The 21,255-nt window shown below is 72.6% G+C and carries 18 protein-coding genes; 14 read left to right on the top strand and 4 right to left on the bottom strand.

Annotated features, from left to right (window positions below):
• Window positions 1–101 precede the first annotated feature (101 nt).
• From IE258_RS36310 to IE258_RS36325, 4 genes are read left to right on the top strand one after another with little or no spacing between them, the layout of a single operon-like run.
• The gene (locus IE258_RS36310; RefSeq protein ID WP_189750099.1) at window positions 102–533 is read left to right on the top strand and encodes an NfeD family protein; all 432 of its coding nucleotides are present in this window, start codon (window positions 102–104) and stop codon (window positions 531–533) included.
• Window positions 534–535: 2 nt separating this feature from the next.
• Complete coding sequence (locus IE258_RS36315; RefSeq protein WP_189750100.1) at window positions 536–1,582, top strand: SPFH domain-containing protein; 1,047 nt, start codon at window positions 536–538, stop codon at window positions 1,580–1,582.
• Window positions 1,583–1,606: 24 nt separating this feature from the next.
• The gene (locus IE258_RS36320; RefSeq protein WP_189750101.1) at window positions 1,607–2,608 is read left to right on the top strand and encodes a TerC family protein; all 1,002 of its coding nucleotides are present in this window, start codon (window positions 1,607–1,609) and stop codon (window positions 2,606–2,608) included.
• Window positions 2,609–2,655: 47 nt separating this feature from the next.
• Window positions 2,656–2,868 (top strand): hypothetical protein, encoded by a 213-nt coding sequence (locus IE258_RS36325; protein WP_189750182.1) that lies wholly within the window; start codon window positions 2,656–2,658, stop codon window positions 2,866–2,868.
• On the opposite strand, the gene IE258_RS36330 is transcribed toward IE258_RS36325, so the two are convergent.
• Window positions 2,846–3,802: a DUF3152 domain-containing protein gene (locus IE258_RS36330; protein WP_189750102.1), complete on the bottom strand. Its 957-nt coding sequence runs from the start codon at window positions 3,800–3,802 to the stop codon at window positions 2,846–2,848. The genes IE258_RS36325 and IE258_RS36330 overlap by 23 nt on opposite strands.
• A gap of 113 nt (window positions 3,803–3,915) precedes the next feature.
• On the opposite strand from IE258_RS36330, the gene IE258_RS36335 reads away from it, so the two are divergent.
• The 6 genes from IE258_RS36335 to IE258_RS36360 all read left to right on the top strand — a co-directional run bounded on the left by IE258_RS36335 (window position 3,916) and on the right by IE258_RS36360 (window position 11,908).
• A complete protein-coding gene (locus tag IE258_RS36335) occupies window positions 3,916–4,605 on the top strand; it encodes a response regulator (protein WP_159326354.1) in 690 nt (229 codons plus the stop codon).
• Between the two features lie 26 nt (window positions 4,606–4,631).
• Window positions 4,632–6,113, top strand: a complete 1,482-nt coding sequence (locus tag IE258_RS36340; RefSeq protein WP_189750178.1) for an ATP-binding protein — start codon at window positions 4,632–4,634, stop codon at window positions 6,111–6,113.
• Complete coding sequence (locus IE258_RS36345) at window positions 6,110–6,745, top strand: hypothetical protein (RefSeq protein WP_189750103.1); 636 nt, start codon at window positions 6,110–6,112, stop codon at window positions 6,743–6,745. The genes IE258_RS36340 and IE258_RS36345 overlap by 4 nt, the downstream gene beginning before the upstream one ends.
• Window positions 6,746–6,852: 107 nt before the next feature.
• Window positions 6,853–9,657, top strand: coding sequence for an alpha/beta hydrolase (locus tag IE258_RS36350; RefSeq protein WP_189750104.1), 2,805 nt, complete (start codon window positions 6,853–6,855; stop codon window positions 9,655–9,657).
• A gap of 167 nt (window positions 9,658–9,824) precedes the next feature.
• Window positions 9,825–11,501 (top strand): aa3-type cytochrome oxidase subunit I, encoded by a 1,677-nt coding sequence (gene ctaD / locus IE258_RS36355; protein ID WP_444545809.1) that lies wholly within the window; start codon window positions 9,825–9,827, stop codon window positions 11,499–11,501.
• Window positions 11,498–11,908: a cytochrome c oxidase subunit 4 gene (locus IE258_RS36360; RefSeq protein WP_127895368.1), complete on the top strand. Its 411-nt coding sequence runs from the start codon at window positions 11,498–11,500 to the stop codon at window positions 11,906–11,908. Before ctaD ends, IE258_RS36360 begins: the two co-directional genes overlap by 4 nt.
• Here the strand turns inward: IE258_RS36360 and qcrB are convergent.
• Together qcrB and IE258_RS36370 are read right to left on the bottom strand one after the other, a co-directional pair.
• Window positions 11,884–13,536 carry a cytochrome bc1 complex cytochrome b subunit gene (gene qcrB / locus IE258_RS36365; protein WP_189750105.1) on the bottom strand — a complete coding sequence of 551 codons (1,653 nt, stop codon included), beginning with the start codon at window positions 13,534–13,536 and terminating at the stop codon, window positions 11,884–11,886. The two genes, IE258_RS36360 and qcrB, sit on opposite strands and share 25 nt — an antisense overlap.
• 100 nt (window positions 13,537–13,636) lie before the next feature.
• Complete coding sequence (locus IE258_RS36370; RefSeq protein ID WP_159326360.1) at window positions 13,637–13,999, bottom strand: DUF6479 family protein; 363 nt, start codon at window positions 13,997–13,999, stop codon at window positions 13,637–13,639.
• Window positions 14,000–14,151: 152 nt separating this feature from the next.
• On the opposite strand from IE258_RS36370, the gene IE258_RS36375 reads away from it, so the two are divergent.
• From IE258_RS36375 to IE258_RS36390, 4 genes are read left to right on the top strand one after another with little or no spacing between them, the layout of a single operon-like run.
• A complete protein-coding gene (locus tag IE258_RS36375) occupies window positions 14,152–14,529 on the top strand; it encodes a four-helix bundle copper-binding protein (RefSeq protein ID WP_159326361.1) in 378 nt (125 codons plus the stop codon).
• A 40-nt stretch (window positions 14,530–14,569) separates the two neighbouring features.
• Window positions 14,570–15,466, top strand: a complete 897-nt coding sequence (locus tag IE258_RS36380; protein WP_189750106.1) for an oxygenase MpaB family protein — start codon at window positions 14,570–14,572, stop codon at window positions 15,464–15,466.
• Between the two features lie 22 nt (window positions 15,467–15,488).
• On the top strand, window positions 15,489–17,741 hold the full coding sequence (locus IE258_RS36385) for a serine/threonine-protein kinase (protein ID WP_189750107.1): 2,253 nt from the start codon (window positions 15,489–15,491) through the stop codon (window positions 17,739–17,741).
• A 60-nt stretch (window positions 17,742–17,801) separates the two neighbouring features.
• Complete coding sequence (locus IE258_RS36390; protein WP_189750108.1) at window positions 17,802–19,373, top strand: phytoene desaturase family protein; 1,572 nt, start codon at window positions 17,802–17,804, stop codon at window positions 19,371–19,373.
• A 13-nt stretch (window positions 19,374–19,386) separates the two neighbouring features.
• Here the strand turns inward: IE258_RS36390 and IE258_RS36395 are convergent, their stop codons facing one another.
• On the bottom strand, window positions 19,387–21,165 hold the full coding sequence (locus tag IE258_RS36395) for a serine hydrolase domain-containing protein (protein ID WP_189750109.1): 1,779 nt from the start codon (window positions 21,163–21,165) through the stop codon (window positions 19,387–19,389).
• Window positions 21,166–21,255: the final 90 nt, after the last annotated feature.

The following is a 21,255-nucleotide window of genomic DNA, read 5'->3' on the forward strand; positions in this document are numbered from 1 at the left end:
CGCGCGCCGGCCCCCTCCGCGCCCCGGCGCCCCCCGCTGACGAACGGGGCCGCTTTTCCGGAAAGCCGGTAAAATAATTCAAAAGCGGGAAGGGGGCCGTGATGGATCCGTGGCTGATCTGGCTGATCATTTCGGCGGTCCTGATCGTGGCGGAGATCTTCACCCTGACCGCCGCGCTCGGAATGCTGGGAGCGGCCGCTCTCATCACGGCCGGATCCGCGGCAGCCGGCCTTTCCACGCCTTTTCAATTCCTCGTGTTCACGGTCGTCTCCGCGATCACCCTCCTCTTCCTCCGTCCCGTCGCGCTGCGCCACCTCGTCCAGCCGCAGACCCAGCGGTTCGGGGTGGAAGCCCTGGTCGGGCAGGCCGCGTACGTCCTCTCCGAGGTGACCGGGAGGGAAGGCAGGGTCCGTATCGGCGGCGAGGAATGGACCGCCCGTTCCTACGACGAGACGCTGGTGATTCCCCCGGGCGCGACCGTCGACGTCCTGGAGATCAGCGGCACCACCGCATTCGTCTATCCCCGGGAGTGACCATGGAAGCCTCGGCGTTCCTCATCGCCGGTGTGATCGTCGCGCTTCTCGCCGTTTTCACCGTGGTGCGGGCGGTGCGCATCGTGCCGCAGGCCCGCGCCCGAAACGTCGAACGGCTCGGCCGCTACCACCGCACGCTGAAGCCCGGGCTCAGCGTGGTCATTCCGTACATCGACCGGGTCTATCCGGTGATCGACCTGCGCGAGCAGGTCGTCTCCTTCAAGCCCCAACCGGTCATCACCGAGGACAACCTGGTCGTCGAGATCGACACCGTGCTGTACTTCCAGGTCACGGACCCGCGCGCGGCCTTCTACGAGATCGCGAACTTCCTCCAGGCGGTCGAGCAGCTCACCGTCACCACCTTGCGCAACGTGGTGGGATCCATGGATCTTGAGAAGACCCTCACCTCGCGCGACACCATCAACAGCCAACTGCGCGGGGTGCTCGACGAGGCCACCGGCAAATGGGGGCTGCGGGTGAACCGGGTGGAGATCAAGGCGATCGACCCGCCGCAGTCCATCAAGGACGCCATGCAGAAGCAGATGCGGGCCGAGCGGGATAAGCGGGCCGCGATCCTCGGCGCCGAGGGCCAGCGCCAGTCGCAGATCCTCACCGCCGAGGGCGACAAGCAGGCCGCCGTCCTGCGCGCCGAGGGCAACCGCACCGCCGAGATCCTGAAGGCGGAGGGGCAGTCCCGGGCCATCGACGAGGTCTTCCAGGCCGTGCACCGCAACGACCCCGACCCCAAGCTCCTCGCCTACCAGTACCTCCAGGTGCTGCCCCAGCTGGCGCAGGGCTCGGGCAGCACGTTCTGGGTCATCCCCAGCGAAGTCACCTCCGCCCTCCAGGGAGTCTCCCGCGCCTTCACCGAGGCGCTGCCGCAGTCGCCGGCCACCCGGGAGAACCCCTCGGACGACGGAGCCGCCCAGGCGGCCAGCGACACGGCACAGGCAGCCGAGGCCGCGGCACAGGCCCTCGCCGACGCGGCCAGGGCCAACGGCGTGCCCACCGAGGCGATGCGGTCGGCACCCGTGGCCGAGGACCGCTGACACCCCAGCTCATTGCGAGGCCCCATGTTCGACGTGCCCTTCTGGCTCTGGGTGGTCTTCGCCGCCACCGTCGTCCTCTCGCTCGCCGTGGACCTGCTGGCACACCGCAGCGCCCACGTCATCGGCTTCCGGGAAGCGGCCGCCTGGAGCGGTCTGTGGGTGGGCCTGGCCCTCGCCTTCGGGGCGGTCGTCTTCCTCGTCCTCGGCGGCACGGCGGGCACCGAGTACACCACCGCGTGGCTGCTGGAGAAGAGCCTCTCGGTCGACAACCTCTTCGTCTTCGCCCTGATCTTCGGCTACTTCCAGGTGCCCCGCGCCTATCAGCACCGCGTGCTGTTCTTCGGCGTCATCGGCGCCCTCGTGTTCCGCGGCGTCTTCCTCGCCGCCGGCGTGGCCGTGGTCAACCGCTTCACCGCCGTGCTGTTCGCCTTCGCGGCCATCCTCTTCTACAGCGTCTACAAGATCCTCAAGGGAGAGGAGGAGAGCTTCGACCCGGGCAGGAGCCTCGCCGTGCGGCTGCTGCGCAGGGTCGTCCCCGTGCGGGACACCTACGCGGGCCAGAAGTTCTTCGTGAAGGAAGCGGGCAAGCACGTGGCGACGCCGTTGCTCGCCGTCGTCGCAGCGATCGAGGCGGCGGACCTGATCTTCGCCGTGGACAGTGTGCCGGCCGTGCTCGCCGTCAGCGACGACACCTTCATCGTCTACACCAGCAACGCCTTCGCCATCCTCGGTCTGCGCGCCCTCTACTTCATGTTGTCGGGGCTGCTGGAGCGCTTCCACTACCTGAGTACGGGCCTCGCGGTCATCCTCGGCTTCATCGGCGTCAAGCTGATCCTCCAGGCGACGCACAAGTTGGTCAGCCCCGCCGTGCCGGAGATCCCCTCCCCGGTGAGTCTGGCGGTCATCGTCGTGGTGCTGGCGGTCTCGGTGACACTGAGCCTGCGCCGGCCCGCCGACGCGGCGCAGGGGAAGGACGGGGAGGACGCGGACGCGCTTCGCGGGCCATCCCCACGTAAGGTAAAGTAAAGGCAAAGAGCCGTTTGATCGGTCTCACGAGCGTGGGTGTGGGCATCATGAGCAGTCACACGCAGAAGACGAGAAGGCCACGACAGGTCGACGCGAAGTACGAGGAGATCTGCCCGACCTGCGGCCACCGTGTCCCCGCCGAGATCCACCGGCACAAGACACTGGGGATCAACGTCCCGGTCTGGGGCCCCGGCACCTGCCGGAACCCGGACTGCGCGAAGCCCGACCGCGACACCGTCAGCCGACGGCCGGGCCCGTGATGGCACGCCCGTCGGCGTCGTAGGGCCAGACGTTGGTGCGGCAGCCGTGCAGTCCCTTGATCTGCTGCATCATCACCGGTGCCGGGCGCCCGGCACCGGGGCAGCCCTCATGGCCGTGGCCGAGGAAGTGCCCCACTTCGTGGTTGATGATCAGCGCCCGGTACGACGTCACGTCGTCCGCGTAGTACTGCGTGGCCAGCAGCCACCGTTTGAGGTTGACCATGACGTCCTGGCCGACGTTGCAGTTGACCTCGCCGCCGGTGTCCAGGCCGTACCGACCGCAGATGTCGTCCACCGTCCCCGCGGTCGCGAGCCGTACCCGGAAGTCCGACGCGCCCCCGGACACCCGCCGGAACCCGACCTTCCCGTCGGCCGTCCAGCCGCGCTCGTCGGCCAGGACGCGTTCCACCTCGGCCGCGACGTCTCGCGCCGGGATCCCGATACCGTCCTCGACCTGCACCACGTACGTCAGCGTCCGCCCGCTGCCGCCGACCAGGTCACCGCCGCCGCCCGCGGTGGCGAACGTCCCGGGTCCGGACGACGGAATCGAGTCGGGGTCCGGCTTCTCCCCGGCTCCCTTCCCGTCCTTCTCCCTCTCGTCCTTCCCCGCCTCCTTGCCCTTCTCCTTCTCCTCCTGGGTTTCCTGCTCCTTCGTCGGCGCGGCCGTGGACCCCACCTCCGTCCCGGCGGCCGCGGATGACCCGGCCCCCGGGGCCGACGAGGACGCACCGGCCGTGTCGGTGGAGCCGCCGGAGGACTCCGTCGCGCCCCTGAGGGCCAGAGCGCCGGCGAGCACCAGGACGGCCCCGGCCGCGAGCCCCGGCCACAGCAGGCGGCGCCGGCCGCCGCGTCGGCGACGGGAGCGGCCGTCGCGGCGTCGGCGGCCCGCGGCGGCGGAGGACGGTCGGGAAGTCGGTCGGCGGCGCTCGTTCATGATCACAAAGCCTGCCGGGGCCGTGTGATCGTCCGTGGACGGCTTTTGGACCGCTGTGTAACAGCCGTCACCCGGCCGTGGTCCGCCACCCGCCCACCCCCATACTGAGGTCCATGCCACGGGTCCTGATCATCGAAGACGACCGCGCCGTCCGGGACGGTGTGCGACTGGCCCTGCGCCGGCAGGGGCACGAGGTCGCCGCCGCGGCGACCGGCGAGGACGGGCTGGAGCAGCTCCGGTCGTTCAGGCCCGACGCCGTGGTCCTCGACCTGATGCTGCCGGGCATGTCCGGCCTGGAGGTGTGCCGCCGCATACGCGCCCACGACCAGGTGCCGATCATCATGGCCACCGCACGCGGCGACGACACCGACATAGTCGTCGGACTGGAGTCGGGCGCCGACGACTACGTCGTCAAACCGGTCCGCGCCCGCGTGCTGGACGCACGCATACGCGCCGTGCTACGCCGCGTGGGCGGCACGGCGGACGACCAGGGCACCGCCCGCACCGAACACCACGGCGACCTGGTCATCGACCGCGCCGGACTGACCGTCACCCACCAGGGACGGCCCGTCGCCCTCGGCCCCTCCGAGCTGCGGCTGCTGCTCACCCTGTCCGCCTCGGCCGGGCAGGTGTTCAGCCGCCAGCAGCTCCTGGAGGCCGTGTGGGAGCACAACTACCACGGGGACGCACGGCTCGTGGACGCCTGCGTCAAGCGACTGCGGTCCAAGATCGGCGAGCCGCCGGGCAGTCCGCGCTACGTCCACACCGTGCGCGGTTTCGGCTACCGTTTCGGGCCCCGGTGAGAGTTCCCCGGATACTGCGGGCGCTGATGGGGCTGCGCCTGCGGCTGGTGGTGACCTTCACCCTCGTCGCGGTCGTGGCCACCGTGACCACCGGCGCGCTGACCTTCCGCGAGGCACGGACCGGGGTCCTGCAGCAGAGCCAGGACACGGTGATCGAGGAGTTCCGGCACCGCGTCAACACCCTGGTGCCCAACTACCGGTTCCCGCCCGACGCCGCCGACCTGGAGTCCTTCGCCGCCGACGTGTCCAGGGGCGGGCGGTCCCAGCCGTGGCGGGTACTGGTCGCCTACCGGGAGGCGAGCGCCACGTCCGTGCCCGGGGACGCGTTCGCGGAACTGTCCCCGGCGATGCGCGAGTCCGTGCGCTCCCGCCTGGCCACCGTGTTCCAGCGGGTGTCGCACGACGGCCACTCCTCGCTGGTCGTCGGCATGCCCGTCACCTTCGCCGGCCAGTACAGCACCGAGCGGCCCGCCTCCGGACTCGAGGTCTACCTCACGGTGCCGCAGCGCGAGGAGCAGGGGTACGTCGACGCGCTGGTCACCGCCATCGAACGGGCCACCGTACCGGCCCTGGCGCTGGCCGTCCTGATCGCCCTGCTGGCCGCTCGCGGCGTGCTGCGTCCGGTGCGGGCGCTGCGCCGGGCGACCCGGAGCATCGCCGAGGGGCACCTTGACACCCGGCTCGCCGTGCACGGCTCCGACGAACTGGCCGACCTCTCCCGCACCTTCAACGAGACCGCCGCGGCACTGGAGGGCTCGGTGGCGGAACTGCGGCGCATGGAGGCGGGCGCCCGTCGCTTCGCCGCCGACGTCTCCCACGAACTGCGGACCCCGCTGGCGGCGATGTCGGCGGTCACCGACGTGCTGGACGAGGACGCCGCCGGACTGGACGAGGACACCGCGACGGCCGTACGCCTGATCAGCACGGAGACCGCGAAACTGGCCGAGCTGGTGGACGACCTGATGGAGATCTCGCGGTTCGACGCCGGCGCGGCCGCCCTGCACCTGGACGAGATCGACCTCGCCGAGTCACTGCGGCGCACGCTCGCCTCCCGCGGCTGGCAGGACACCGTGGAGACCGGCCTGCCGGAACCGGGGGAGCTGCGCGGCCGCGTCGACCCGCGCCGCCTCGACGTGATCGTGGCGAACCTCGTCGCCAACGCCCTGAGACACGGCGCGCCGCCGGTCCGCCTGGACCTCCACGCCCAGGACGACCCCCGCACCGGAAGGCAGGCCGTCGTCACCGTCCGCGACGGCGGGGACGGCATCCCCGAGAGCGTCCTGCCCCATGTCTTCGACCGCTTCTACAAGTCGGCCGACGCCCGCGCCCGAAGCGAGGGCAGCGGCCTCGGCCTGGCCATCACCACGGAGAACGTACGCCTGCACGGCGGCACCGTCCGGGCGGCCAACCACCCGGAGGGCGGCGCCGTCTTCACGGTCGTCCTGCCGCTGCGGGCGGACGCCGCGGAGGACGGGACGCCGTCCCCGGTGAAGGAGGACCGCACATGAAACCGTCGGCGCGCGCCTTCCCCCTGCTGCTCGCGGCGCTGCTCCCGCTCTCCGCGTGCGGCATCCCCGAGACCGGAGTGGTCGAGGCGGGCGAACCCGCGACGGGCGTCCTGCATCCGGGCGTCACGTCCGCGCCGTCGGAGTCCGTGCCCGAGGCGGTGCCCCTCGTCAAGGTCCCGCTCTACTTCGTCGAGGACGGGGCCCTGATCGCGGTGGTCCGCACGGCGCCGGGCTCGACCGACCTCGGCGGCACCGTGCTGATGCTGTTCAAGGGACCGGACGAACGGGAGCGCGGGAGAGGGCTGACGACCGAGCTGCCTCCCGCGGCCGAGGCCCCCACCATCCGCACCGACGGCACGGGGGTCACCGTCCAGCTGCCACGGAGCGCCGGGATCCTCAGCGACACGGCCGTCGACCAGCTGGCCTGCACGGTGGCCGTAGCCCGGCTGCGGCAGGACCCCGCCCTGGGCAGGGCGCAGGTGACCGTGGAGCAGCCCGGCGGCCGGCTGGCCGGCCGCTCCAGCGACGACTGCCGCTTCGCCACGGAGCGCAGGGCTCCCGGGACCGCCGACACCGCGGCGCCCCCCGACACCGGCGGGACCGGCGGAGGGACCGGCGGCAGCGGCGGCTGACGGCTCACAGGCAACCCCGAGGATCTCCCTCCCCTCCTCCAACCGGGGGCGCCCGCACGGACGTTCCCCCGGACCGAGGCACCACCGAGGTACTGAGGAGCGGATCCTTGATACGTGCTCGAACGATATGGGCCGCCGCGACCGCGGCCCTGACCCTGGTGGGCGTCGCGCCCGCCGCGGCCCAGGCCGCACCACAACCGCCCGGCGGCGCCACCTCCGTGCGGGCGGCACCGAACGACACCGCCGACCTGCCGCCCGGCTGGCGGATCACCGGCACCGGTACGGCGAGATCCCTGGAGTGGCGCTCCCCGCGGCTCGTCCGGCCCGGTGACGCCCGCGTGGAGTTCCACTCCGGCGGCCGCCTGCTCGGCGTACCCGAACCGGACCGCGACGGCAGGACCTTCCGCTTACCGCTGGAAGAGACCGGACCGGCCGCACCGCACGGACTGACCGACCTCCAGGTCCGCGCCGCAGGCCGCCGGCTGGACCAGGAACCGGGCGCCGCCGCCCGGCAGCGCCGCCCCGCCGAAGCACCCCCGGCGAAACTCCCGCCCCCGCTCCCCGCCGGAAGCGTCGACCCGGGCCGGCCCGGCCGGTACGCGACGACCACCGGCGAGTACACCCTCGGCCCGGTCCGGCTGCCCGGCCTGTCCGCGCCGGTCGAGATGCGCGGCCTGGTCGTCGCGCCGAAGGGCACGACCGGCAAACGCCCCCTCGCGCTCTTCCTGCACGGCAGGCACGCCACCTGCTACGTCCCCGGGCAGGGCGAGGACGCCGTCACCATCGACTGGCCCTGCGCCGACGACGCCCGGCCCATCCCCAGCCACCGCGGCTACCTCCAGGACCAGAAACTGCTGGCCTCCCAGGGCTATGTGACCGTCTCGATCTCCGCCAACGGCATCAACGGCCAGGACGGTGACCTGGAGGACGGTGGCGCCCAGGCACGCTCGTCACTGGTGCGCTCGCACCTGGCCCGCTGGGCCGACTGGGCCGCAGGAGCCTCAGCCGCTCCGGACACCGTGCGCCGCGGTCCGAAGGCCGACCTGTCCCGTGTCCTGCTCGTCGGCCACTCCCGCGGCGGCGAGGGCGTCGACCGGGCGGCCATGGACAGCCTCTACCCGCCGCCCGCCGACCAGGACGGCACACCGGGGCGGGCCCGCTGGAACATCCGTGGCACCGTACTCATCGGCCCCACCGCCTTCGGCCAGAACCCGGTGCCCGACGTGCCGTCCCTGACCGTCCTGCCGGGCTGCGACGGCGACGTCTCCGACCTCCAGGGGCAGCTCTACGTCGACGGCACCCGCGGGGTGAGCCGGGGCCGCGCGCTGCACAGCGCGGTCCACATCACGGGCGTCAACCACAACTACTTCAACAGCGAGTGGACCCCCGGACAGGCCGAGGCCCCCGCCTCCGACGACTTCTGGGAGGACCCCGAGAACCCCGACCCGGTCTGTTCCACGGACAGCCCCACCCGGCTCACCGCCGAGCAGCAGCACCGGGCCGGCGCGACCTACATCGCCACCGCCGCCAGGCTCTTCGTCGCCGGTGACGACCGGGCGCGCGAGCTGATCGACGGCACGGGCCGCCGCGCCCCCTCGGCCGACCCGGCCCGGGTGCTGACCCACGCGGTCGGCGCGGGCCGCGGCGCCGGGTTCCTGCCGGACGCCGGCGTGCGGGTGACCGGCGGCGGCCGGCTGTGCTCCGCGGTCGACCCCGACCCGGCCGCCGCCTGCCTCGGCGAGGACGCGCGCGGCTCCTCACCGCACTTCGCGTACTGGCTCCCGGAACGCGAGAGCGGCCGCGGCGCGATCGCACTGGACTGGTCGGCCCCCGGCACCGCGACCCGGATCCGCCCCGGCGCCCCCGTCTCCCTGAAGGGCGCGAAGAGCCTCGCGCTGCGCGTCGTCGTGCCGCCGGGCAGCACCGGTACCCGGCTCGACGTGTCCGTCACCGACGCCGCCGGCCGGCGCGCCAGCCTCGGCGCCGTCCGCGCCGACGGCCTCCCGGGCAGCGAACGCACCGCGTCCTACTGGGCGCAGGAACTGCGCGTACCGCTCACCGCCGCCACCCGCGCCGGAGTCGACCTGCGCCGCGTCACCACCCTGGAACTGACACCGCGCTCCCGGACCGGCAAGGCGTGGCTGATGGACGCCCACGCGTGGCAGCCGGGTACGCCCACCGTGCGACCGGCCCCGCTGGCCCGCGTCGACGTGGGCCGCACCACCGTCGAGGAGGGCGACTCGGGCGTGCGCACCTACCACGTGCCGGTGCGCGTCTCCGGCAAGGGCAGTGGCACGGTCCGGATGTACGTGATGGACCCGTCGGGCTGGGGAGCCGAGGAGCGCCTGGTCACCGTGCGTTCCGGCCGGCCCTTCACCGACGTCGCCGTGAAGGTGACGGGCAATCAGCGCTACGGCGGCAACGTCCACCACAATCTGCTGGTCAAGGCGGTACACGGCTCGGTCGTCGGCTCCTACGCCGGTGGTGTGTCGGTCGAGGAGGACGACCCGATGCCGAAGGTCCGGGTGACGCCCGTCGCGGACGAGGTCACCGAGGGGCAGCCGCTGCGCTGGCGGGTCTCCCTGTCGGAGCCCGCCGACGTGGACCTCGGCACGGTGCTGGTGCCGGTCCCGGACGACACGCGTCCCGAACTGTCCACCAAGGACGTCGACCAGGACTGGCTCCTGGAGACGGTCGGGGAGGTCCCCGACGGGGAGGTCCCGCTGTCCCGGCTGGACTACTTCGCGCTCTGGGTCTCGGTCCCGCCCGGTGAGACGGAGGCCGAGGTGACGGTGCCCACCGTCGCCGACGAGGTCGCGGAGCCCACGGAGTACATCGGGTTGCGCAGCACCGACGACGAGGGCGAGCCGCAGGGCCCGGTGCTGACCGGCACCGTGCTCGACGCCTCGTAACCCCGTCCCCGCTCGACGCCTCGTAACCCCGTCCCGCGCGCGGGTGCGGACCAGGCACCGTTCGGTCCGCACCCGCCCGCCCCCGGGTGACCCATCCGCCGGACCCCGGCACCGGCCTCGGCGTGGTCGTACGTCTGAGGCCAAGGCGCCTGGGTACTCTCCGCCGCATGGCGGTGGACAGAAGGACCGAGTCGCCGCGCCGGGCCCCGGCCCGGCAGCGGACGAACCGCACGCTGGGCCGGGCGCTGGTGCGGTGGGCCACGACGACCGATCACAAGGTGATCGGCCATCTCTACCTGGCGACGGCGTTCGGCTTCTTCCTCTTCGGCGGCGTCCTGGCCATGCTGATGCGCAGTGAACTCGCCCGGCCCGGACAGCAGTTGTTCAGCAACGAGCAGTACAACCAGCTGTTCACCGTGCACGGCACCATCATGATGCTGCTGTTCGCGACCCCGCTGTTCGCCGGGTTCACCAACGTCATCATGCCCTTGCAGATCGGCGCCCCCGACCTGGCGTTCCCCAGGCTCAACGCGCTGTCGTACTGGATGTACCTGTTCGGTGGCCTGATGGTGGTGGCGGGCTTCCTGACGCCCGGGGGAGCCGCCTCGTTCGGCTGGTTCGCCTACGCGCCGCTGAACAGCGCGACGTTCAGTCCGGGGCCGGGCGGCGACCTGTGGACCATGGGCCTGGTGGTGAGCGGCGTGTCGACCACGCTCAGCGCCGTCAACTTCATCAGCACCATCATCTGCCTGCGCGCCCCCGGCATGACCATGTTCCGGATGCCGATCTTCACCTGGAACATCCTGTTCACGTCGATCCTGGTGCTGCCCGCCTTCCCCGTGCTCACCGCCGCGCTGCTGATGCTCGAGGCCGACCGCAAGTTCGGCGCGCACGTCTTCGACGCGGCCAACGGCGGGGCGCTGCTGTGGCAGCACCTGTTCTGGTTCTTCGGCCACCCCGAGGTGTACATCGTCGCGCTGCCGTTCTTCGGCATCGTCACCGAGATCATCCCGGTCTTCAGCCGCAAGCCGATCTTCGGCTACGTCAGCCTGGTCGGCGCCACCATCGCCATCACCTTTCTCTCCGCGGTGGTGTGGGCCCACCACATGTTCGCCACCGGTGCCGTGCTGCTCCCGTTCTTCTCCCTCATGTCGTTCCTCATCGCGGTGCCGACCGGGGTGAAGTTCTTCAACTGGATCGGCACGATGATCCGCGGCTCGCTCTCCTTCGAGACCCCCATGCTGTGGGCGTGCGGCTTCCTGGTGACGTTCCTGCTCGGCGGCATGAGCGGCGTCCTCATCGCCTCCCCGCCGCTCGACTTCCATCTGACGGACTCGTACTTCATCGTCGCCCACCTGCACTACGTCCTGTTCGGCACGGTCGTCTTCGCGATGTTCGCCGGCTTCTACTTCTGGTGGCCGAAGTTCACCGGAAAGATGCTCGACGAACGCATCGGGAAGATCCACTTCTGGACGCTCTTCGTCGGCTTCCAGACCACCTTCCTCGTCCAGCACTGGCTGGGCGAACAGGGCATGCCGCGCCGCTACGCCGACTACCTGGCCGCGGACGGCTTCACCACGCTGAACACCATCAGCTCGATCGGCGCCTTCCTCCTCGGGCTGTCCACCCTGCCGTTCCTCTACAACGTGTGGCGCACCCACCACTACGGCAAGAAGGTCGAGCAGGACGACCCCTGGGGCTACGGCCGTTCCCTGGAATGGGCCACCAGCAGCCCGCCGCCGCGCCACAACTTCACGTCGCTGCCCCGGATCCGCTCCGAGTCCCCGGCGTTCGACCTGCACCACCCGGACGTCACCCGACACGATCAGAGGCATGTGCAGTGAGGACCGAATCCCGTCTGTTCACCGGTGTGGCGGTCTTCTTCGGCGCCGAGGCGGCGCTCTACGGCTGGTGGTCGCGCGAGCCGGCCGGTACCGCCGCGCTCGTCCTCGCCTTCCTGATGGCCTCGCTCGTCGCGTTCTTCCTGCGCGTGCAGTACCGCAAGCGCGGGCTGCGGGCCCAGGACCGCGGTGACGGCGAGGCCGTCGACACCGCGGGTCCGCTCGATTTCTTCCCGCCGCGCAGCGCCTGGCCGATCACCGTCGCGCTGGCCGCCGTGGTGCTCGCGTTCGGCATCGTCTTCGGCCTGTGGCTGGCCCTGATCGGCTTCGGCCTGCTCGCCATGGGGGTCTGCGGACTGGTCTTCCAGTACGCCGACCGGGGCGTTCAGCGCTCCGGTTCGTCCGAGTAGGAATCCCGTCCCGCCGTTTCCGCGGTCGCCGCCGCCTCCGGCGCCGACTCCCGCTCCGTCTCCTCGACGTCGACCCGGTCGCCGTAGTACCACTCGCTGAGCGTCGCGCGCAGCCGGCCCACGTGCGCGGCGTCGCCCTCCTTCGGGGACGGCGCGAGCGGCTCGGGCTGCCTGCGCGCCCGCAGCACGTAACGCTCCTCGGGGTCGAGGGGCCCGTGGCTCTCCGCGTAGCCGCCCGCGAGGGTCTGGTGCACCTCGCCCGTCTCCTCGCCCTCGGCCAGCCGTTCGCGGTCGTGCTCCTGCAGTGCCAGGCAGACGCGCTTGGTCGCGACGAAGGCCAGCGGCGGCGCCAGCACCAGGGCCACGCGGAAGATCCACGTGAGCAGGTTCAGCGAGACGTGGAAGGTGTGGGCGAGGATGTCGTTGCCGCCGGCCAGCAGCAGCACGCCGTAGAAGACGATCGCGGCGACGCCGAGACCGGTGCGTACCGGCTTGTCCCGGGGGCGGTCGCACAGGTGGTGTTCCTCGTGGTCGCCCGTCACCCACCGCTCGAAGAACGGGTAGGCGTACAGCACGGCGAACAGGGCGCCCGGCAGCAGCACCGCCGGCACCAGCACGTTCCACATGACGGTGTGGCCCGCCACCGCCGTCTCGAACGGCGGCATCAGCCGCAGCGAGCCCTCCAGGAACCCGACGTACCAGTCCGGCTGCGAGCCCGTGGAGACGATGTCGGGGCGGTAGGGGCCGTACGTCCAGATCGGGTTGATCTCGGCCACCGCCGCCAGCACGGTCAGGAGGCCGAAGACCATGAAGAACAGACCGGTGGAGTTCGTCATGAACTGCGGGAACATCGGCTTGCCCACCGCGTTGCGGTTGGTGCGTCCGCGGCCCGCCCACTGGGTGTGCTTCAGGTAGAACACCAGGATCAGATGGAGCGTGACCAGCGCGACCAGCAGCGCGGGGAGCAGCAGGATGTGCACCGAGTACAGCCGCGGGACGATGTCCTCGCCGGGATACTCACCGCCGAACACGAACATGCTGACGTACGTCCCCACCACCGGGATGGACAGCATGATCCCCTGGGCGATGCGCAGCCCCGTCCCGGACAGCAGGTCGTCCGGGAGCGAATACCCGGCGAAGCCCTCGGCGAGCGCCAGCACGAAGAGCGTGACACCGATGAGCCAGTTGACCTCACGCGGTCGGCGGAACGCCCCGGTGAAGAAAATCCGCAGCAGATGCACCCCGATGGCGGACAGGAACACCAGCGCCGCCCAGTGGTGGACCTGCCGGATCAGCAGCCCGCCGCGGACGTCGAAACTGATGTCCACCGTCGAGCGGTAGGCCTCCGACATGCTCACCCCCAGCAGGGGTTCGTACGAGCCGTCGTAGACGACCTCCGTCATCGAGGGTTTGAAGAACAGCGTCAGCCAGACCCCCGTCAGCAGCAGCACGACGAAGCTGTACAGGGCGATCTCGCCCAGCAGGAACGACCAGTGCTCGGGGAATGCCTTGCGCAGCAGCCGCCCGCCCTCGGAGAGGGGAAGCCGCCCGTCGGCCCAGTTGACGGTGTGTTCGCCCGCGTGACGGGCCCGCGCACCGGCGCGGGCCCTTCTCCTCTGCAACAGCACGGCGCATGGGTTCCCCACCGCCGGAGCCGGAAACTACGCCCCGATCAGGCACGGTCACCCTTCGGGTTGCCACCCCGGTCCTTGCGCGGGTCGGCGTCCGTCAGCGCCGTCCGCCCGGGCCGCCGCTGCCGAACGAGCCGCTGCTGCCCTCGTCCCAGCGGGGCCGCTCCTGGTCGGAGGCGGTACGGCTGCCCTGGTGCCCCATCTCGTGCGGCAGGGTGCGTTCGTCGCTGCGCGGCATCTCGTCGGGCTCCCTGCGCTCCCGCTCCTCGTGGACGGGACCGCCGTCGGGCATACGGGGCTGTTCCTCGGGACGCGGGGGCGGCGGCTCCCGGCGCTTTTGCCGACTGCCGAAGGCGAACGCGCCGATCAGCACGGCCACCACCACCACGGCCGCGACGATCAGCCAGACGGCGAGTGCGCCGGAACCGCCCGCGGCCAGGTCCATCGATGCGTTGGTCATGGAGCGCGGGTACCCCCCGGCCCGCGCGACCAACCTGTTCACCACGGCACCCTCGCCCGGTGCGCACACCCGCCCTCCTTGCGACGGTCCGGAACCCTTGGAAACACCGGGCCCGGCGGTTTGGCACCGCGACCGGCGGCAACCCGCGCGGTGTGACATCGACGACGACTTCCCAGCAGGAACTGTTCCGCTTCCTCGAGGACCGCTTCGCGTGCGCACAGGCGTGCACCGAGTGCGCCCGGGCCTGCGCCCTGCGGGCGAGCCTCGTGGACCCGGACGGGACCGAGAACCAGGAACTCGTACGGCGCAGGGGCATCATGTGCGCGGAGGTCTGCGACGCGACCTGCCGGGTGCTGTCCGAGCAGAACCAGGTGGACGAGGCCGCCATCCGCGCCCAGCTGGAGTGGTGCCGCCAGGTGTGCCTGGAGAGCGCGCACGTCTTCGACGACCACCCGGGCGCCGAGGAGAGCGCCAAGGCCTGCCGCGACTGCGCCCGCGCCTGCGGAGAGTTCCTCGCCACCCTGCGCTGAGGCCCTGGGAGCCCGCGGCGCGACGCGCTAGCCTGCCCGTATGGCGGCGACGGACGGCGATCCGGGGCTCTTCGGTCCGAGCTCCGTGACCTGGCAGGCCCATGGCGATCCGATGATGTGGGTGGCCGGCGTCCGCGCCCTCTACCTGCAGGCCCTGCACCCGCGCGCCGTGCGCGGCGTGATGCAGAACAGCGACTTCCGGCGCGACGCCTGGGGCCGGCTGATGCGCACCGCGGGTTTCGTCGGCACCACGACCTACGGCACCACCGAGGCCGCCGAGCGGGCCGGCGCCCGGGTACGGAAGATCCACCGCATGCTGGGCGCCACGGACCCGCGGACGGGAGAGCGCTACGGCGTCGACGAGCCCGCCCTTCTGCTGTGGGTGCACTGCGCAGAGATCGGCTCCTACCTGCACGTCCTGCGCCGTTCCGGGTTCCCGCTCACCGACGCCCACGCCGACCGCTATCTCGCCGAACACCGGCACAGCGCCCGTCTCGTCGGCCTCGACCCCGACTCCGTCCCGGTGAACCGGGCCGAGCTGGACGCCTATTTCACGCGGGTGCGGCCCGAACTGGAAGCGGGCCCCGAGGCGCACGAGGTGGACGACTTCCTGCTCCGCCCGCCCGTCCACCCCCTCCTGATCCCGGCCCGCGAGCTGCTGTGGCGGTGGGTCGCCCGTCTCGCGTACGACTCGCTGCCGCCGTACGCGCACGAGCTCTACGGCAGACCGGCGCCCGCCCCCGCCACCGTCACGCGCCGGTTGCGCGCCACGGGCGTCCTGCTGCGCCGGGTACCGGCACGTCTGCGCTGGCAGCTGCCGCCCAAACACATCCTGCGCGCCATGGCACGGCTCGGCCCGGCCGCGCGCCCGGCGCCATACAAAATCGGACGACAAGCGGCCATACTGGACCGGCCAGGGGAGGGCGGGGCGGACTGAACCACGGGGGCGGGGCGAAGTCATGGGGGACGACACGCTGATCCAGGGCCGGTACCGGCTGCTCGAGCGGATCGGGCGCGGTGGCATGGGCGAGGTGTGGCGGGCGCGGGACGAGTCACTGGGCCGTCGCATAGCCGTCAAGTGCCTCAAGCCACTGGGCACACCGCACGACCACTCCTTCACCCGCGTCCTGCGGGAGAGATTCCGGCGCGAGGCCCGGGTAGCCGCCGCGCTCCAGCACCGCGGGGTGACCGTCGTCCACGACTTCGGTGACTGGGACGGGGTGCTCTTCCTGGTCATGGAGCTGCTGGAGGGGCACGATTTGAGCCGGTTCCTGGAGGACAACAAGGGCCACCCGCTGCCGGTCGCCGATGTCCTCGACATCGCCGAACAGGTCGCCTCGGCGCTCGCCTACACCCATGAGCAGGGCATCGTCCACCGCGACCTCAAGCCGGCGAACATCGTACGGACCGCCGACGGCACCGTGAAGATCTGCGACTTCGGCATCGCCCGGCTCGGTCACGACGCGGGCTTCACCGCCCGGCTGACCGGCACCGGCATCGCCATGGGCACCCCGCACTACATGTCGCCCGAGCAGATCGGCGGGGACGAGGTCGACCTGCGCAGCGACCTGTACTCCCTGGGCTGTGTGCTCTACGAGATCGCCACCGGCGTCCCGCCGTTCGACCTCGACGACGCCTGGGCGATCCTCGTCGGCCACCGCGACACCGAGCCCGCACCGCCCCGCACCCGCCGCCCCGAACTGCCCGGCTACCTGGACCGGATCATCCTGGACCTGCTGGCCAAACGGCCCGAGCAGCGCCCGGACGACGCCCGCGAACTGGGCCGCCGGATCACCGCGGGACGCACGGCGGCGACATCGGCACCGCATCCGCTGCCGCTGCCGGTGCCGTCGTCAGCCCGGTCGCGCACGCCCCGGCCGGTCGGGGGACGCGCCGGGATGCCGTCCTGGACCCGGGGCATGACCACCGGTCACAAGGCGACCGGCACCGGCCTGCGCGTCACACCCCCGGACCCCGGGGCGGGCCTGTCCGGCGCGTGGATCCCACGGCCCGCCGGTGACCGGCCCGCCGACGCCCCCACCGCCGGGTCCCCGCCGGACGAGCGGCCGGACCCGGCGCCCGAGGCCGTCGTCGGGCTGGCCGCACGCCACCGAACGGGGCTGGGCCTGGGCCGGCTCGGCCGCTGGGAGGAGGCCGGCGAGGTGCACCGCGCGGTCGCCGCCGCACGCGAGCACCTGCTGGGTCCCGACCACCCCGACACGCTCGCCAGCCGCTACGAGGCCGCCTTCACCCTCGGCCGCACCGGTCGCCCCGCCGAGGCGCTGCGCGCGTACAAGGGTGTCGCCGAGGCCAGGATCAGGATGCTGGGGGCCGATCACCCCGACACCCTCGCCGTCCGTCAGGAGATGGCCTACACCCTGGGCCGGCTGGGCCGCCACACCGACGCCCACCAGGTGTACACGTCGGTCCTGACCGCCCGCGAGCGCACCATGGGCGCCGACCACCCCGAGACCCTGCGCTGCCGCCACAACCTGGCCTTCAACCTCGGGCGGCTCGGCCGTACCGAGGACGCCCACCGGACGGCCCGCGAGGTGGCCGCGGCCCGGGCCCGCGTACTCGGACCCGACCACCCCGACACCCTCGTCACCCGCTACGAGGTGGCCTACGAACTCGGGCGGCTGGACCGCTGGGAGGAGGCCCTGGCGACCTACCGGGACGTCGCCGGTGCCCGGGCGAGAGCGCTCGGCCCCCGTCACCCCGACACGCTCGCCGCCCGCTACGAGACCGGCGTCGCCCTCGGCCGCCTCGGCCGCTGCGCCGAAGCGCTGACCGTGTACGAGGACCTGATCGGCGACCGCGCCCGCGCCCAGGGACCCGAGCATCCCGAGACCCTGCGCGCCCGGCACGGCCTGGGCGTCAACCTCGGCAGGCTGGGCCGCTGGGAGGAGGCCCTGGCCGAAGCCCGCGAGGTGTGCGCGGTCCGCGACCGTGTCCTGGGCCCGGACCACCCGGACACCCTGGTCAGCCATCGCGAGGTCGCCGTCGCCCTGGGCTGGCTCGGACGCTGGTCCCCCTCCCTCACCGAGTACCGCGTGGTCGCCGCCGCCCGCGAACGGGTCCTGGGCGCCGACCACCCCGACACCCTCGTCGCCCGCGACGACGAGGCCCACTGCCTGGAACGGCTCGGCCGCGCCACCGAGGCCGCGGACCTGTACCGCAGGGTCGCGGCACTGCGCGGGGCGCCACACTGACCGCGGACGGTGCGCGACGGCGGGCTGGCCGCCCCCGATCGGGCCGTGCTACCAAGAGCCATGACGACCCCGCCCAGCACGCCCCGCACTTTTGACGCCGTCGTCGTCGGCGGCGGCCACAACGGCCTGGTCGCCGCCGCTTACCTGGCCCGGGCCGGCCGCTCCGTGCTGGTCCTCGAACGGCTGGACCACACCGGCGGAGCGGCCGTGTCCACCCGGCCGTTCGCCGGGGTCGACGCACGGCTGTCGCGCTACTCGTACCTGGTCAGCCTGCTGCCCAGGAAGATCGTGCGGGACCTCGGCCTGGACTTCCGGGTGCGTGCGCGCACCGTCTCCTCGTACACGCCCGTCGAGCGCGGCGGGCGGCCCACCGGGCTCCTCGTCGGCGGGGGAGAGCGCCGCACCCGCGAGTCCTTCGCCCGGCTCACCGGCTCGGAGCGGGAGTACGCCGCCTGGCAGCGCTTCTACGCCATGACCGGCCAGGTGGCCCAGCGGGTCTTCCCGACCCTCACCGAACCGCTGCCCACGCGAGAGGAGCTGCGCCGCCGGGTCGACGACGAGGCGGCCTGGCGGGCCCTGTTCGAGGAGCCGGTCGGCGTCGCGATCGAGGAGCACTTCGCCGACGACCTGGTCCGGGGCGTGGCGCTCACCGACGCCCTGATCGGCACCTTCGCCGACGCCCACGATCCCTCCCTGATCCAGAACCGCTGCTTCCTCTACCACGTGATCGGCGGTGGGACCGGCGCCTGGGACGTGCCGGTCGGCGGCATGGGCGCCCTCACCGACGCACTGGCCGACGCGGCGCGCGGCGCCGGTGCCGTGCTCGCCACCGGTCACGAGGCGGTGCGGATCGACGCCGACGGCCGCACGGCCGAGGTCACCTACCGCACGGCCGACGGCGAGGGCGTCGCCGCCGCCCGCCACGTCCTGGTCAACGCCTCCCCGCGGGAACTGGCCGCGCTCACGGGCCAGGCGCCGCCCCCGCCCGCCGAGGGCGCCCAGCTCAAGGTGAACATGCTGCTGAACCGGCTCCCACGGCTGCGCGACCCCGACGCCGACCCGCGCGAGGCCTTCGCCGGAACCTTCCACATCGCCGAGGGGTACGGCCAACTGGCCGCCGCGTACGCCCGGGCGGCCGCCGGGGAACTGCCCGACGCGCCACCCTCCGAGATCTACTGCCATTCACTGACCGACCCCACGATCCTCGCCCCCGGCCTGGCCGCCAGGGGCATGCACACCCTCACCCTGTTCGGCCTGCACACGCCCGCGCGCCTCTTCGCCCGCGACAACGACGCCGTACGCGAGGAGCTCCTGAAGTCGACCCTCGCCCAGCTCGACGCCCACCTCGCCGAGCCCCTCGCCGACTGCCTGGCGACCGACGCCGACGGGCGGCCCTGCATCGAGGCCAGGTCGCCGCTCGACCTGGAACGCGACCTGCGCCTGCCCGGCGGGAACATCTTCCACCGCGAGCTGTCCTGGCCCCACGCCCAGGACGGCACCGGCCACTGGGGCGTGGAGACCGGGCAGCCGAACGTCCTGCTGTGCGGCGCGGGCGCCGTGCGCGGGGGAGGGGTGAGCGGGGTGCCGGGGCACAACGCGGCGATGGCGGTGCTGGACGGCACCGGGGCCTGACGCAGCGGCCCGGTCAGTCTGCCGACGCCGTCCAGCCCACTGTCTCGACGCGTGCCGCGTCCGCCGGGCGTGCGTCGCGGAACAGGACGTCGCCGGCCGCCTCCACGCGCAGGCCGTCGACGTACGCCCCGCGGCCCACGTACAGCCGGTCGGTCGTGTACCGCCAGCGCAGGGTGAGCCCCCGCGCCGCCGGGAGGCCGGCGCTCAGCCGGTGCCAGACGCGCCCCGACCAGCCGGTGGCCGAGCCGTCCGGATGCTCCCCGGGCGCCTCGCCGGGACGCGTGGTGGTGAACGGGACCGGCCGCCACCCGGCGCCGCCGTCGGTGGACGCCTCCAGGACCAGGGCGTCCGACCCGGGCTCGGTGTCCCACCACAGCGCACAGCGCAGCCGGGCCCGGCCGGCGGACGTGTCCAGGGCCGGCAGCGTGAGCGTGGCCGTGGCGGAACTCGCCGTCCCCGAGAACCACGCCGTCCGCCCCTCGGCCGGGCGGACCGGCATCGCCCGCGCCAGGTTGGTGCCCGCCGCCACCCGCGGAGCCGACCCGGAGCGCCAACTGCGCACCGGGTGGACGGAGTTGCCGAGGACGACGAGGAACGAGTCGGTGGTCGGGTCCAGCACCAGGGACGTGCCCGTGAAGCCGGTGTGCCCGGCCGTGCGCGGAGTCGCCATCGCGCCCATGTACCAGTGCTGGTACAGCTCGAAGCCCAGGCCGTGCTCGTCGCCGGGGAAGTCCGTGTTGAAGTCGGTGAACATCAGCTCCACGGACTCCGGCCGCAGGATGCGCGCCCGGCCGTAGGAGCCGCCGTTGAGCAGCGTACGGCCGAGGACCGCGAGGTCCCACGCCGAGGAGAACACCCCCGCGTGACCGGCGACGCCGCCGAGACTGAAGGCGTTCTCGTCGTGCACCTCGCCCCACACCAGCCCGCGGTCCAGACCGGACCAGGGCTTGCGGGCGTCCTCGGTGGCGGCGATCCCCGGCCGCCAGGAGGCGGGCGGGTTGTAGCGGGTGCGGCCGAGACCGAGCGGCGCGGTGATCTCCTCCCGCAGCAGCACGTCCAGGGTGCGGCCCGTGACCTGCTCCAGCACCAGCTGGAGCGAGATCATGTTCAGGTCCGAGTACAGGTACGCCGTGCCGGGGGCGTTCACCGGAGCCTCGTCGTAGACGAGCTGCACCTTCTCCTCGTAGGTGGGCGCGCTGTACAGCGGGATCCAGGCCCTGAAGCCCGAGGTGTGCGTGAGCAGGTGGCGGACCGTCACGTCCTGCTTGCCCGCCCGGCCGAAGTCCGGCAGGTACGAGGCGACCGGCGCCTCGAGCGCCAGCGCGCCCCGCTCCAGCTGCTGCACGGCGAGGATCGAGGTGAACAGCTTGGAGATCGACGCGAGGTCGAACACCGTGTCCGCGGCCATCGGGATCTGCTCGCCCGCCGGGAACTCCACGCCGGTGTCACTCGCCTCGTCATAGGCCCGGTAGCGCACCGCCATGCCGATCGGTTCGTGCAGCGCCACCGTGCCGCCCCGGCCGGCGAGCAGCACGGCGCCCGCGTACCAGGGGTGCTCGGGGGACGGGCCCAGGAACGCCTCGGCGTCGGTGACGAGCCGACGCAGATGACCCGGGAGCAGTCCGGCGCGTTCGGCGGAGCCGTGCCGCAGGGTCGGGCGGCGCAGGGCCCCGTCGGAGACGGCCGCGGCCGGCCCGGCCGCGAACGGGGCGACGGCCAGCGCACCCCCCAGGGCCAGGGCGCCGGCGCCCAGTTGACGCCGTGTCCATCCGTTCGTCGACCGACCGGCCATCGAAGAGTCTCCCGCCGCCGAAGCTGAAAGTATCTTTCCCGGATCGCCGTGCGGAGTGAAACTTTCCTGTCAGTGACGGGTCGTGTCAAT

Source organism: Streptomyces tendae, from assembly GCF_014650435.1.
GTDB lineage: Bacteria > Actinomycetota > Actinomycetes > Streptomycetales > Streptomycetaceae > Streptomyces > Streptomyces tendae.